The sequence below is a fragment of the Micromonospora sp. DT41 genome (assembly GCF_049841715.1).
Classification (GTDB): domain Bacteria; phylum Actinomycetota; class Actinomycetes; order Mycobacteriales; family Micromonosporaceae; genus Micromonospora; species Micromonospora profundi.
Genome location: NZ_JBNCKU010000009.1, coordinates 239004 through 252226 on the forward strand (window position 1 = coordinate 239004; position 13223 = coordinate 252226).

Here is a 13223-nt window from a genome sequence, read left to right on the forward strand (position 1 = left end):
GGTGAGTAGTTCTGCACCGCTGCCGGGTGCCACGTGTCACGCCGGAGCGGGTCGCCTGGAGTGAAGGAGACGCCCGTGTCGCACCGCGAGCTCTACTGCGACGTCTGCGTGGGCGTGGCACTGTTCGAGGCACCGCCCTGCGTCGACAGCCACGGCACCGACTGTCCCGAGCTGGTCTGCACCGACTGCGGAGCCGCCGTGGTGATCGCCACGTTCACCGCGCCGGTCACACGGCTGGCCGACCGTCGGCACCGCCGGCAGCCCACGCGCCAGCACGCCGCCTGACCCGCAGCCGGGTCGACCGCACGCACGACGAAGGCCCGCTCCCTGTTCGGGAGCGGGCCTTCGTCGTGGTACGCGTCGGCCGCGAGCGCGACCGGGTGGATCAGTGCTCCGCGGTACGCCGGGTGCCGGTGTAGTACTCGAACAGCAGCCCGCAGACGGCGAAGACGACCGACAGCATTCCCACACCGATCAGCCAGTACTGCCAGAACACCAGGCCCAGCGCGGCGATCGAGGCGGCCATCGCCAGGCCGAACGGCCAGTAGCTGCCCGGGCTGAAGAAGCCCACCTCACCGGCGCCGTCGGCGATCTCGGCGTCCGGGCGGTCCTCCGGGCGCAGGTCGATACGGCGGGAGACGAACCAGAAGAACCCACCGCACATCGTGCAGAGCAGGAACGACAGCAGCAGGGCAACCGTGCCCACCCACTCGATGCCGCCGGCCTCACCGTTGGTCCAGGCGCCGTAGAGGACGGTGGCCCCGAGGAGGAAGCCGGCGATGATCAGGAAGATTCGCCACTCGGTCTTCATGCGGCTGCCCTCAGCTTCCCGGGAAGGCCGGAGCGTCGTCCGGGTTGAAGTTGCTCTGCGTCCGCCGGGTGTCGAACGGTCGCGTGGTCTCCGCGTACGGCTCTTCACCGATCTCGGACAGCGCATCCTGGGTGGACTTGCCGGCCTGCTTGGCCGCCAGGAACTGCTCGTACTTCTCCGGCGAGACCACACGCAGCTCGAAGTTCATGAACGCGTGGTAGCTCCCGCACAGCTCGGCGCAGCGGCCGACGTACGCGCCCTCGGCGTCCAGGCTGGAAACCTCGAACACGTTGCGGACGTTGCCCGGGAAGACGTCCCGCTTGAACAGCAGCTCCGGCACCCAGAAGGAGTGGATGACGTCGCGGCTGGTCTCCTCGAACCGGATGGACCGGTTGGTCGGCAGCACGAGCACCGGGATGACGTCACTGGTGCCGAGCGTCGACGCCGTGGTGCGGGCGTCCGGGCCCTGCCCGTCGCGGTAGTTGAACTGCCAGTTCCACTTGAACGCGACGACCTCGACCGTGACGTCCGGGTTCTTCGACAGCTTGTCCACGTCGGTCTGCACGATCGCCGTGTAGTAGAAGAGCACGGAGACGATCAGGATCGGCGCGATGGTGTAGAGGAACTCCATCGGCAGGTTGTAGCGGGTCTGCACAGGCAGCGCGTTGCCGCGCTTGCGGTAGCGCACCACGCACCAGAAGATCAGGCCCCACACGAAGACACCGACCGCGAGCGCGGCGATGCAGGAGGCGATCCACAGGTCGTACATCCGCCGCGACTCCGGCGTGATGCCGCCCTGCGGCCAACCGAAGCCGCCGAACGTCCGGCCCACGTCACAGCCCGTGAGCAGGACCAGCAGCGCCACGCCACCGAGACCGAGCCCGGCCAACCGACCGGCACCACGTCCCCGGCGTCCACCTGCTCCTGGGGAAGCGCTGTGCCGTACGGCCGTCGGCCGTACCTCCGAACTCCTTGCGACCACCTGGTCCTGCCTCCCTAGCGCGCCGCGGTGCGTCTTTCCTCAGCACCGACGGCAAAGGCGTCACCGACGGTCGCAGATTACTCGACCATGACGAGCTGGGCCGTGGTGGGGTCACTCTCCGCCCCCATCGGGGGGATCCTGCGCATACCGCCGCGATAGCGTTTGCGACTGTGAGCGCGAGGAGTGAGCCGGGGTTGCGAGCCCCGCAGTCGCGAACAAAGGCAGCCCCGTGAGCGCGAGGAGTGAGCCGGGGTTGCGAGCCCCGCAGTCGCGAACAAAGGTGCACCCGTGAGCCCATCCCCTGTCTATCTGGACGCGGCGACCGCCGCGCCGCTGCATCCGGTCGCCCGGCAGGCGTTGCTGGCGGCCCTGGAGGACGGGTGGGCCGACCCGGGCAAGCTCTACGCCCAGGCCCGCCGCGCCCGGCAGCTGCTCGACGCCGCCCGGGAGGCCACCGCGCAGACGCTCGGCGTCCGCGCCGACGAGATCTCTTTCACGTCAAGCGGTACGACGGCGGCGCACGCGGCTGTCCTCGGCGGCCTGGCCGGGCGGCGTCGGTCCGGGTCGGCGTTCGTGCACTCGGCGATCGAGCACTCCGCCGTCCTGCACGCGGCCGAGCGGCACCAGGCGGCGGGCGGGACGGCAGTTGCGGTGCCCGTCGACAGGCAGGGCCGGCTGGACCTGGCGGCATGGTCGGACGCCGTCCGGGTTCCCGGTGTCGCGCTGGCCGCGCTGATCAGCGCGAGCCATGAGGTGGGCACTGTGCAGCCGGTCGCCGAGGCCGCCGCCGCGTGCGCCGACGTCGGTGTTCCGTTGTACGTCGACGCGGCGCAGTCCATCGGCCGGGTGCCGGTGCCGGCGGGCTGGTCGGTGCTCACCGGCAGCGCGCACAAGTGGGGTGGCCCGCCGGGGGTGGGGGTGCTGGCGGTGCGTAAGGGCACCCGCTGGGAGTCGCCGTGGCCTGCCGACGAGCGGGAGGGCGGGCGTACCCCTGGGGCGTTGAACCTGCCCGCGGTGGTGGCGGCGGCGGCGAGCCTGCGCGCGGCGGCGGCCGACGCGGCGACCGAGCAGGCCCGGTTGGCGCCGCTCGTGGACCGGATCCGGGCGCGGGTGTCGGCGGAGGTGCCCGACGTGGAGGTGGTCGGGGATCCGGTGCTGCGGCTACCGCATCTGGTGACGTTCTCCTGCCTGTACGTCGACGGCGAGACGCTGCTGCACGCGCTGGACCGGCGGGGCTTCGCTGTGTCGTCCGGCTCGTCCTGCACGTCGTCCACGCTGCGGCCGTCGCACGTACTGGAGGCGATGGGCGTGCTGTCGCACGGCAACGTGCGGGTGAGCCTGCACCGGGAGACGACCGGGGCGGACGTCGAGCGGTTCCTCGCCGAGCTGCCCGGGATCGTCGCCGGGCTGCGCGCCGAGGCGGGGGTGGTGGGGCTGTGACGATGCCCGACGAGGTGCTCGACTGCCGGGGTCAACGCTGCCCGCTGCCGGTGATCGCGGCTGCCCGCCGGATGCCCGAGGTGCCGGTGGGCACAGTGGTGCGGGTGCTCGCCGACGACCCGGCAGCGGCGGTGGACATCCCCGCCTGGTGCCGAATGCGCGGCCAGGAGTTCCTCGGCGCAATCACCGGCCCCGACGGCCCGGCCTACGACGTCCGCCGCTCCCACTGACCGTCCCGCCTTTCACTGTTGCCCATATTCCCGGAAAGAGGGCAATAAATCGCATCACCGGGGCTTTCACCTCCCGGAAACACGTCTCGGGAAGCGGCATTATCCGACGATGCTCCCGCTGTCAACCATCGCTGCGAATCGCTGCTTGCCGGAAGGGCACCGGGTCTAGCCGTAGCCCGTTACCATGCTGCGTCTAACTGAGCCTCAGACGGAGGACCTAGTGGCGATAGTCAACGCAGCGTCATTAGTTATCTCGAGCATAGCGAGCCTGTTCACCATCTTTTTGTCCATCCGGCTCATCCGCGAGCGAAACAAGATCTCGTGGAGAATGGTAGAGACGTGCACGAGGTCGCTGCTGAAAGAGATACAGGCGTCGAGCTTCAATCCTGATGTGGTCATCGGAGTCGGACGCGGCGGTGCGATTCTCGGCGGAATGCTTGCCGGGAACATGGGCCATCTTCCCCTGTTCGTGATCGACACCATACTCGACAAGACGGACGGGTTGAGCGCCGCCCATATCCGATATCCGGAGGTGCTGCCGGACCTCGCCGGAAAGAGACTGCTACTTGCGGTTGGCGAATTGTATTCGGGGCAGGATCTGCGAGCGGCCCTTGAGCTCGCCAAGTCCAAGGCCCCCGCTACGATCAAGACCGTTTCGCTCTTCTCGCACCCGGCATCCTCGATCAAGCCAGACTTCGTCGGGCGGGAAACGAAGCAACCGTTGAGTGCTCCGTGGAGGATGAGCGATGTCTACCGAACGAGGCGACTATGACAAATGAGAACTACGTGCGGCCGGCGAAATCCTCGGATGTGGACGACCTCGTCCGCCTGCTCGAACTCATGCACGACGGCGACCGCAAGGCGCCCGCCTCCGACCGCGAGGTGGAGATCTTCGAGGACATGCTGGGGCAGGAGAATCGCCAGGTGCTCGTCGCCGACGTGGACGGCGAGGTCATCGGCACCGTCGATGTCGTGGTCGTCAGCAACCTGTCCCGAGACGGAAGCCCCTGGGCCATCGTCGAGAACCTGGTGGTCGATCCGGGCAAACGCCGCCTGGGCATCGGCCGCGCCCTGATGGAGGCTACGGTGCGGTTCGCGGAGGCCAAGGGCTGCTACAAGATCCAGCTGATCTCCAACAGCGCCCGGACGAACGCTCAAGCCCTGTACCGGTCCCTGGAGTTCAACGCGCCCGTGGACGGGTTCCGCCGCTATCTGAGGGGGGTCGCCGTGGTCTCAGGGAAGCCGGATGAGCAGCGTTGAGGCGGAGATCCCCACGCCCTACTGTCTGATCGACGGCGCGAAACTGGAGAAGAACATCGTCTCCATGCAGCGGCTTGTCGACGGCTGGGGTGCCAGCCTCCGCCCGCACTTCAAGACCCACAAGTCCACCGCGATCGCCCTCATGCAGGCCGCGGCAGGAGCCAAGGGTGCCACCTGTGCGAACCTGCACGAAGCCGAAGCCCTGATCGCCTCCGGCATCGAGGACGTTTTCATCGCCTTTCCCCTCATCGCCGACCGATCCAATCGACGCGCCGTCGAACGCGTCCACGAGGACGGCGACGTGCTCTTCGGCGTGGAGTCGGTGCCGGCCGCCCGGGCACTTCGTGAGTGCCTGTCGGCGGCCGGGCGGCCGAAGGTGCTGATCGAGGTCGACTGCGGCTGTCGCCGCTCGGGAATCAACCCCGCGGATGCGGGAGAGTTCGCAGTGGCGCTCTGCAAGCTGGATTTCGACGTGCGGGGCATCTACACCTATCCAGGGCAGTCCTATCGTCCCGGCAATTCCGCGGCCGCTTCCGCCGAGGAGACGCAGGCCCTTGGCCTTGCGTTGTCCCAGATGGAAAAACGCGGCCTGACCAATCTTGTCGTCAGTGCGGGATCAACACCCACCATGAGCCACGGCGGCTCCGACATCGTCACCGAATACCGCCCGGGAACGTACGCCCTGGGAGATCGCCAACAGGTCGCGCTGGGCATGGATCGCGGCCGGTCGGCGTTGTGCGTCGTCGCGACGGTGGTCCACAGCAGCTCCGACCGCGCCGTGCTGGACGCCGGAGCGAAAGCCATTGGCCGCGACCGACCCGCCTGGCTCGACGGATACGGCGAACTGGTGGATCTGCCCCGCGTCACCATTGATCGCATATTCGACCACCACAGCGTGATCGACCGACAGGTACGCCTTCCGGTCGGATCCCGGGTCTGCATATTTCCCAACAACGCGAACACCGTGGTCAACCTGCAGTCGGTGCTCTGGCTGTCGGAACCCGACGGAAAGCTACAACCGCTGACGGTCGAGGCTCGCTCCGGCTAGGAGCAGGGCCTGCCGTCAGCGGTTGTCAACAATCGGACAAGCCGCCTATGGCAGCAGATGCGGGCGGATCTCGTCGGCGGCCGCATCGCCGTAGGACTCGGCGAGCCGCTTCACGAACAGGTCGCGGCGGACGTCGTACTCCTGAGTCCCGACGGTCTCCAGGACCAGCGTGGCGAGCAGCGAGCCGACCTGGGCTGCCCGCTCCAGGCCGAGGCCCCAGGACAGCGCGGTGAAGAAGCCGGCGCGGAAGCCGTCGCCCACCCCTGTCGGGTCGACAGCGCGGATCTCCCGGGCGATCGGCACGTGGATCGGGTCGATGCCCCGCCCGGCGATCTCCACGCCGTGCTTGCCAAGCGTGGTGACCCGCACCTTGACCAGGTCGAGCAGCTGGTCGTCGCTCAGCTTCGCCTTGCTCTGCAGCAGCGACTTCTCGTAGTCGTTGGTCATCAGGTACTCGGCGCCTTCGATCAGCGCCACCACGTCCTCGCCCGGCATCCGGGCGAGCTGCTGCGAGGGGTCGGCGGCGAACGCGTACCCGCGGGTGCGGCACTCTGCCGAGTGGCGCAGCATCGCCTCGGGATCGTTGGCGCTGACAAGCACCAGGTCCAGGCCACCGAGCCGGTCGGCGACCGGGGCCAGCTCGATGTTGCGTGCCTCGCTCATCGCACCTGCGTAGAACGAGGCGATCTGGCACATGTCGGTGTCGGTGGTGCAGACGAAGCGGGCGGTGTGCGCCACCTCGCTGATGTGCACCGAGTCGCAGTCCACACCGTGCCGTTCCAGCCAGGAGCGGTAGTCGGCGAAGTCGGCGCCCACCGCGCCCAGCAGCACCGGGCGCAGCCCGAGCTGCGCCATGCCGAAGGAGATGTTCGCCGCCACACCGCCACGGCGGAGCACGAGGTCGTCCACCAGGAAGGAGAGGGAAACCTTGTGCAGCTGATCGGCGATGAGCTGGTCGGCGAAGCGACCGGGAAAGCTCATCAGGTGATCGGTGGCGATCGAGCCGGTCACGGCGATCTTCATGTCAACCCTCGGGGTCGGGAGCAGGGCGCGGTCAGCCTACCGGCCCGGTAACCGCGTGGTGTCTGGTCGGTCGGACAACGGCAACCCGCCGGTAACCGGCGCTACGGGACCGCTCCCACCGTTCCTCGACACGGCGACGGGGCCGCCCCGGAGGACGGCCCCGTCGTCGTGCTGGTGTGTGGCGCGACTCAGTTGAACGAGTCGCCGCAGGCGCAGGAGTTGCCCGCGTTCGGGTTGTCGATGGTGAAGCCCTGTGCGTCGATCCGGTCGGCGAAGTCGATCGTCGCGCCGGCCAGGTAGGGGCTGCTCATCCGGTCGACAACGACCTCGACGCCACCGAAGTCGGTGACGACGTCGCCGTCGAGCGAACGCTCGTCGAAGAAGAGCTGGTACCGCAGGCCGGAGCAGCCACCCGGCTGCACCGCGACGCGGAGCCGCAGGTCATCGCGGCCCTCCTGCTCGATCAGGGCCTTGACCTTCTGCGCCGCGACGTCGGTGAGGACGACGGAAGTAGGGGCCTGGGCCTCGGTCGACTCGGTCTGCGCTGGCGTGGTCACGTGGAAGTCTCCCTGCGCGGTTTAGGTCCGGACGCACTGGCCAACATCACGCGTCGTCCAGTGATTCCCGGTTGTGGTCCAGTTCCGATCGTACGCCGCCTCGGCCGGACCCACCCGCGTGGCGGGATCGGCACCGCAGGTCGGCCCGGATCTGGCCGTGCCGACGCGCCGAGTAGCCCTCAGCGACTCCACTGCCGGGCCAGCCGCGCGCCCAGCTCGCGCAACCCGTCGGCGGGCCGGCTGAGCGCGGCGTCCAGGCCGCCGGCCTCCTCACCGCCGAAGTGCTCCACCAGGCTGTACGCGTCGGTCACGCCCGCCGAGGCCGCCTCCCGCCGGCCGGCGCTCACCTGGCCGGCCACCACCACGCACGGCACCCCCCGGTCGCGGGCCGCCCCGGCCACCCCGGCGACGACCTTGCCGCGCAGCGACTGGTGGTCGAAGGACCCCTCACCGGTGATCACCAGGTCGACGGTGTCCAGCGCGGCGTCCAGGCGGGTGGCGCTGGTGACCAGACCGATGCCCGACTCGCAGCTGCCGCCGAGCGCGAGGATGGCCGCACCGAGGCCGCCGGCGGCCCCACCGCCGGGCAGCGCGCCGAGACCTGCCGGGCAGCCGGGCAGGTCCCGTTCCAGCACCGCGGCGAAGCGCTCCAGCGCGGCGTCGAGCAGCAGGACATCGGCCCGGTCGGCGCCCTTCTGCGGGCCGAACACGTTGCTCGCGCCATGCAGCCCGAGCAGCGGGTTGTCCACGTCGGTGGCGGCGACCAGCCGGATGCCGCGCAGGCGGGGAGCGCCGTCCACCGCGGCGACCGCGGCGAGCGGTTCGCCGCCGTACGGCAAGGCGCGGCCGGCGTCATCCAACGGGGTGACGCCGAGCGCCGTAAGCATCCCGGCGCCGCCGTCGTTGGTCCCGCAGCCGCCCAGCCCGATCACCACCGTGCGCGCCCCGCTCTCCACCGCGGCGGTGACCAGCAGGCCCAGCCCGTACGACGTGGTGGTCTTCGGGTCACGCTCGGCGGAGGTGAGCAGGTGCAGCCCGCACGCCTGGGCGCTCTCCAGGTAGGCGGTGGTGCCGTCGGCGGTGAGCAGGATCTCACCAGCCGCCGGCCGGCCCAGCGGGTCGACGGTCGGCACCGGCACCCGCCGGCCGTCGAGTGCCTCGGCGAGCACCTCCACGAAGCCCGGCCCGCCGTCGGCAAGGGGCCGGAGCAGCAGGTCGTCGCCGGCGGTGACGGTACGCCATCCGGCGGCCACGGCCGCGGCGACCTCCGGGGCGGGCAGGGTGCCGGCGAACTTGTCCGGGCAGAGCAACACACGCATGCGGAGCAGTGTGGCAGCCCACATCGAGAGAGGCTGCGCCGTGCTCGCGCTGTGGGACCATGGATCTCGTGACTTCGACCTGGGTGGAACCTTCCAACACGGCGACGGCTCTGCTGCTGCTCGGCCGGGGCAGCGACCCCGACACCGAGCGCGGCGTCGAATGTCCGGGCGACCTGCCGGCGCCCAGCGACCCCGACCTGGTGGCCCGCGCTGCGGCGGCGAAGGCGAAGCTGGGCAGCAAGGTGTTCGTGCTGGGGCATCACTACCAGCGTGACGAGGTGATCCAGTTCGCGGACGTGACAGGCGACTCGTTCAAGCTGGCCCGGGAGGCGGCCGCCCGCCCGGACGCTGAATACATCGTCTTCTGCGGCGTGCACTTCATGGCCGAGAGCGCCGACATCCTCACCACCGACTCCCAGCGGGTGATCCTGCCCGACCTGGCTGCCGGCTGCTCGATGGCGGACATGGCGGTGCTGGGTCAGGTCGAGGCCGCCTGGGACACGCTCACCGAGCTGGGCATCGCCGGTGACACGGTCCCGGTGACGTACATGAACTCGTCTGCCGACATCAAGGGCTTCGTGGGCCGCAACGGCGGGGTGGTCTGCACCTCCTCCAACGCCCGACGCGCACTGGACTGGGCGTACGAGCAGGGGTCGAAGGTGCTCTTCCTGCCCGACCAGCACCTGGGCCGCAACACGGCCGTGTTGGAGATGGGCCTGTCGCTCGACGACTGTGTGCTCTACGACCCGCACAAGCCCGGCGGCGGGCTCACCCCTGAGCAACTGCGCGACGCCAAGATGATCCTGTGGCGGGGGCACTGCTCGGTGCACGGCCGGTTCACGCTGGACAGCGTCAACGACGTACGGGAGCGTGTGCCCGGGGTCAACGTGCTCGTCCACCCGGAGTGCCGGCACGAGGTCGTCACGGCCTCGGACTACGTCGGCTCCACCGAATACATCATCAAGACCATCGAGGCTGCGCCGGCCGGTTCGGCGTGGGCGTTGGGCACCGAGCTGAACCTGGTCCGCCGGCTGGCGCTGGCCCACCCGGACAAGCAGATCATGTTCCTGGACAAGGCCGTCTGCTACTGCTCGACGATGAACCGGATCGACCTGCCGCACCTGGTGTGGGCGCTGGAGGAGCTGGTCGCGGGCCGGGTGGTCAACCAGATCACGGTGGACGCCGACACCGCGCACCACGCCCGGGTGGCGCTTGACCAGATGCTCGCGCTGCCGGGCGCCGTCACCCCACCCCCGGGCGCACCCTGATCACGATCCGTGACGCTGGTGGCACACAAAAGTGCCGGATCACCGATTAATACCGCACACGCCGGTGTGACCGAGTCCTTTTTCGTCACCGAGGGCTATGCTGCCGGAGCGACGACGTAGGCGGGCCGTTTCGATATGCCCGCATCCGGGGTAGCGACAGTGGTCATGCTCCCCACCATCAACACAGCAGCACCGACGCGCTGGAGGTTGCGTTGACCGACGACGTCCTGGTCGTGCACGGAGGGGCTCCGCTCGAAGGGCGGATCCGCGTGCGCGGCGCGAAGAACCTGGTTTCGAAGGCGATGGTCGCCGCGTTGCTCGGCGACACCCCGAGCCGACTGTTCGACGTGCCGAAGATCCGCGACGTCGAGGTGGTCCGAGGTCTGCTCGGACTGCACGGCGTCAAGGTGACCGACGGCGTCGAGGACGGCGAACTCGTCTTCGACCCCGCCAACGTGGAGAGCGCCAGCACCGACCAGATCAACGTGCACGCGGGTTCGAGCCGGATTCCGATCCTGTTCTGCGGGCCGCTGCTGCACCGGCTGGGCCACGCGTTCATCCCCGACCTGGGCGGGTGCCACATCGGCCCGCGCCCGATCGACTTCCACCTGCAGGCGCTGCGGGAGTTCGGCGCCACCGTCGACAAGCGGCCCGAGGGTCTGCACCTGTCCGCGCCCAACGGGCTGCACGGCACCAAGTTCGCCCTGCCGTACCCCAGCGTCGGCGCCACCGAGCAGGTGCTGCTGACCGCCGTGATGGCCGAGGGCGTCACCGAGCTGCGCAACGCCGCGGTGGAGCCGGAGATCATCGACCTGATCTGCATCCTGCAGAAGATGGGCGCGATCATCAAGGTCCACACCGACCGGGTGATCGAGATCCAGGGTGTGCCGAAGCTGCACGGCTACACGCACCGGCCGATCCCGGACCGGATCGAGGCGGCCAGCTGGGCGGCGGCCGCGCTGGCCACCCGCGGTCACGTCGAGGTGCTCGGCGCGCAGCAGGCCGACATGATGACCTTCCTGAACATCTTCCGGTCCGTCGGCGGCGAGTACGAGGTCACCGACGCCCGGCCGCCGAAGCTGGGCGACCCGGGCCAGGAGGGTGGCATCCGCTTCTGGCATCCGGGCGGCGAGCTGAACGCGGTGGCGCTGGAGACCGACGTACACCCAGGTTTCATGACCGACTGGCAGCAGCCGCTGGTCGTGGCGCTCACCCAGGCCCGAGGCCTGTCGATCGTCCACGAGACGGTCTACGAGCAGCGCCTGGGCTACACCGAGGCGCTCAACTCGATGGGCGCCAACATCCAGGTCTACCGGGACTGCCTCGGCGGCACCCCGTGCCGCTTCGGTCGGCGCAACTTCAAGCACTCGGCGGTGATCGCCGGACCGAGCAAGCTGCACGCCGCCGACCTGGTCATTCCGGACCTCCGCGCCGGTTTCAGCCACCTGATCGCGGCGCTCGCCGCCGAGGGCACCTCCCGGGTGTACGGCGTCGACCTGATCAACCGGGGCTACGAGGACTTCGAGGCGAAGCTCGCCGATCTGGGCGCGCACGTCGAGCGTCCGTAACCTCGATCACCTTTTGCGCCCGGTGCACCGCGATGTGCACCGGGCGCGAACCGTTGGCTACCCTTGCCGCGTGCCGTCGCTCTTTCGCCGCAAGTCCACCGACCTCGTCGACGAGGCCGCCTCCTCGGTGACCCCCGAGGAGTCCGCCGAACAGCCCCGGGGCTACACCCCGGCCAAGGGTCGGGAGACGCCCAAGCGGCCGACCGTCGGCCGGCGCCCCGCCGGCCCCACCCGCCCCCTGAGCAAGGAGGAGGAGCGGGAGCGCCGACGCAAGCTGCGCGCCGAGGCTGCCGCGGAGTTCCGCCGCGAGGGTGGCCCCCGCGACCGTGGCCCGGAGCGGCTGCTGGCCCGCAACGTGGTCGACTCCCGCCGTACCGTCGGCACCTGGTTCTTCGGTGGCGCGTTGATCGTGCTGATCGGCTCGAACGCGGCCATGCCGCCGGTGGTCCGGCTGATCTCCAACCTGCTCTGGGGCGCGCTGGCGCTGGGCGTGGTCATCGACTCGGTGCTGATCTGCCGCAAGATCGGCAAGCTGGTCCGGCAGCGCTTCCCGAAGACCGACCAGCGGATGGGCTCGCTCTACCTGTACGCGGTGATGCGGGCGATCACCTTCCGGCGGATGCGTGCCCCGGCCCCGCAGGTGAACCTCGGCGACAAGGTCTGATCCCGCTCACGGCACACCGAGCAGGCGAAGCACGGCGGCCGTGACCGCCGCGCCGACAACCACAAGCAGGAACGGCGCCCTGCGCCAGGCGAGCAGCAGGCCGACGAGCACTCCGACCGGCCTGGCCCAGCCGGCGAACCGGCCGGCCTCGGTGATCGCCGCTGTCGCCGCCAGCGCGGCGAGCAGCGCGGCCGCGGCGACCGGCAACAGCAGCCGGGCCCAATCGGGCAGGTCGAGCCGGTCCCGCAGCAGGACACCGGCGACCCGGAAGCCGTAGGTGCCTGCGGCCAGCGTCAGGATCACCGCGATCAGCACGTCGCACTCTCCCCGGCTGCGGGCACTGCGGGGCCGGCACCGCCGGTGGGCGTACGGCGGCGGCGCAGGGCGATGAGGGCCGGGCCGGCCAGTGCGAGCAGCACCGGCAACCCGGCCGGCAGCAGCGGCGTGGCGACGACAGCGAGGGCGGCCCCGCCCAGCGCGGCGTGGCGGGTGTCCCGGTCGCGCAGGGACGGCAGCAGCAACGCGATGAGCCCGGCCGGGAACGCGGCGTCCAGGCCCAGCGCGGCCGGGTCGCCGACCGCGCCACCGGCGAGCACGCCGACCAGGGTGCCCGTGTTCCAGGCGACGAAGAGCAGCGTGCCGGCCAGCCAGAACGCCCGTCGGCGGGCGACGCCGTCCGGCTGGGCGAGCGTGAAGGCGGTCGCCTCGTCGGTCAACAGGTGACTGCCGAGCAGCCGGTGCCCCAGCCGGGGGCCGAGACTGTTGCCGAGCGCGAGCCCGAACGGCAGGTGCCGGGCATTGAGCAGGAGCCCGGCCAGCACGGCGGCCAGAGGGCTCCCGGCGGCCACGAGACCGACGGCCATGAACTGCGCGCCGCCGGCGTAGAGGACCGCGGACATCGTCAGCGTGGCCCAGACCGGGATCCCGGCGGCCACCGCGACCGCCCCGAAGGAGGCGCCCACGGCGACCATCGCCGCGCCGAGGGCGAGCACATCTCGGAGCACCCCGGCGTCGGCTGTTCGTTGTACCGTACGCATGGTTCATTATGGTGAA

At 70.2% G+C, this 13223-nt stretch carries 16 protein-coding genes; 9 read left to right on the top strand and 7 right to left on the bottom strand.

Annotation, left to right across the window (positions count from 1 at the left end; all coding sequences use genetic code 11):
• The first annotated feature begins 75 nt into the window (after positions 1–75).
• Positions 76–285 carry a hypothetical protein gene (locus ACLQ23_RS19055; RefSeq protein WP_355593156.1) on the top strand — a complete coding sequence of 70 codons (210 nt, stop codon included), beginning with the start codon at positions 76–78 and terminating at the stop codon, positions 283–285.
• A 100-nt stretch (positions 286–385) separates the two neighbouring features.
• On the opposite strand, the gene ACLQ23_RS19060 is transcribed toward ACLQ23_RS19055, so the two are convergent.
• Together ACLQ23_RS19060 and coxB are read right to left on the bottom strand one after the other, a co-directional pair.
• Positions 386–811, bottom strand: coding sequence for a cytochrome c oxidase subunit 4 (locus ACLQ23_RS19060; protein ID WP_355593157.1), 426 nt, complete (start codon positions 809–811; stop codon positions 386–388).
• A gap of 10 nt (positions 812–821) precedes the next feature.
• Entirely contained in the window at positions 822–1793 is a 972-nt protein-coding gene (gene coxB / locus ACLQ23_RS19065; protein WP_355593159.1) for an aa3-type cytochrome oxidase subunit II, read from the bottom strand.
• 288 nt (positions 1794–2081) lie between these two features.
• Between coxB and ACLQ23_RS19070 the strand changes: the two genes are divergently transcribed.
• The 5 genes from ACLQ23_RS19070 (at position 2082) to ACLQ23_RS19090 (ending at position 5771) form a co-directional block, all read left to right on the top strand.
• Positions 2082–3233, top strand: coding sequence for a cysteine desulfurase family protein (locus tag ACLQ23_RS19070; RefSeq protein WP_355628060.1), 1152 nt, complete (start codon positions 2082–2084; stop codon positions 3231–3233).
• Positions 3230–3463, top strand: a complete 234-nt coding sequence (locus tag ACLQ23_RS19075; protein WP_355593163.1) for a sulfurtransferase TusA family protein — start codon at positions 3230–3232, stop codon at positions 3461–3463. Before ACLQ23_RS19070 ends, ACLQ23_RS19075 begins: the two co-directional genes overlap by 4 nt.
• Positions 3464–3647: 184 nt before the next feature.
• Positions 3648–4235, top strand: a complete 588-nt coding sequence (locus tag ACLQ23_RS19080; protein ID WP_355593164.1) for a phosphoribosyltransferase — start codon at positions 3648–3650, stop codon at positions 4233–4235.
• A gap of 14 nt (positions 4236–4249) precedes the next feature.
• Positions 4250–4723: a GNAT family N-acetyltransferase gene (locus ACLQ23_RS19085; protein ID WP_355593165.1), complete on the top strand. Its 474-nt coding sequence runs from the start codon at positions 4250–4252 to the stop codon at positions 4721–4723.
• Complete coding sequence (locus tag ACLQ23_RS19090; protein ID WP_355593166.1) at positions 4710–5771, top strand: alanine racemase; 1062 nt, start codon at positions 4710–4712, stop codon at positions 5769–5771. The genes ACLQ23_RS19085 and ACLQ23_RS19090 overlap by 14 nt, the downstream gene beginning before the upstream one ends.
• Before the next feature lie 45 nt (positions 5772–5816).
• On the opposite strand, the gene ACLQ23_RS19095 is transcribed toward ACLQ23_RS19090, so the two are convergent.
• The 3 genes from ACLQ23_RS19095 to ACLQ23_RS19105 all read right to left on the bottom strand — a co-directional run bounded on the left by ACLQ23_RS19095 (position 5817) and on the right by ACLQ23_RS19105 (position 8694).
• On the bottom strand, positions 5817–6794 hold the full coding sequence (locus tag ACLQ23_RS19095; RefSeq protein ID WP_355593167.1) for a carbohydrate kinase family protein: 978 nt from the start codon (positions 6792–6794) through the stop codon (positions 5817–5819).
• Positions 6795–6982: 188 nt separating this feature from the next.
• The gene (gene erpA / locus ACLQ23_RS19100) at positions 6983–7351 is read right to left on the bottom strand and encodes an iron-sulfur cluster insertion protein ErpA (RefSeq protein WP_355593168.1); all 369 of its coding nucleotides are present in this window, start codon (positions 7349–7351) and stop codon (positions 6983–6985) included.
• A 179-nt stretch (positions 7352–7530) separates the two neighbouring features.
• Entirely contained in the window at positions 7531–8694 is a 1164-nt protein-coding gene (locus ACLQ23_RS19105; RefSeq protein ID WP_355593169.1) for a glycerate kinase family protein, read from the bottom strand.
• Positions 8695–8738: 44 nt separating this feature from the next.
• Here ACLQ23_RS19105 and nadA point away from each other — a divergent pair, with 44 nt between their 5' ends.
• The 3 genes from nadA to ACLQ23_RS19120 all read left to right on the top strand — a co-directional run bounded on the left by nadA (position 8739) and on the right by ACLQ23_RS19120 (position 12170).
• Entirely contained in the window at positions 8739–9938 is a 1200-nt protein-coding gene (gene nadA / locus ACLQ23_RS19110; protein ID WP_355593171.1) for a quinolinate synthase NadA, read from the top strand.
• Between the two features lie 212 nt (positions 9939–10150).
• The gene (gene murA / locus ACLQ23_RS19115) at positions 10151–11506 is read left to right on the top strand and encodes a UDP-N-acetylglucosamine 1-carboxyvinyltransferase (RefSeq protein ID WP_053657949.1); all 1356 of its coding nucleotides are present in this window, start codon (positions 10151–10153) and stop codon (positions 11504–11506) included.
• A 70-nt stretch (positions 11507–11576) separates the two neighbouring features.
• Positions 11577–12170, top strand: a complete 594-nt coding sequence (locus ACLQ23_RS19120) for a DUF3043 domain-containing protein (protein ID WP_355593173.1) — start codon at positions 11577–11579, stop codon at positions 12168–12170.
• Positions 12171–12176: 6 nt separating this feature from the next.
• Here ACLQ23_RS19120 and ACLQ23_RS19125 read toward each other — a convergent pair whose 3' ends face one another.
• Positions 12177–12485 (bottom strand): AzlD domain-containing protein, encoded by a 309-nt coding sequence (locus tag ACLQ23_RS19125; protein WP_425880879.1) that lies wholly within the window; start codon positions 12483–12485, stop codon positions 12177–12179.
• Positions 12479–13207 carry an AzlC family ABC transporter permease gene (locus ACLQ23_RS19130; RefSeq protein WP_425880880.1) on the bottom strand — a complete coding sequence of 243 codons (729 nt, stop codon included), beginning with the start codon at positions 13205–13207 and terminating at the stop codon, positions 12479–12481. The genes ACLQ23_RS19125 and ACLQ23_RS19130 overlap by 7 nt, the downstream gene beginning before the upstream one ends.
• Positions 13208–13223 lie beyond the last annotated feature (16 nt).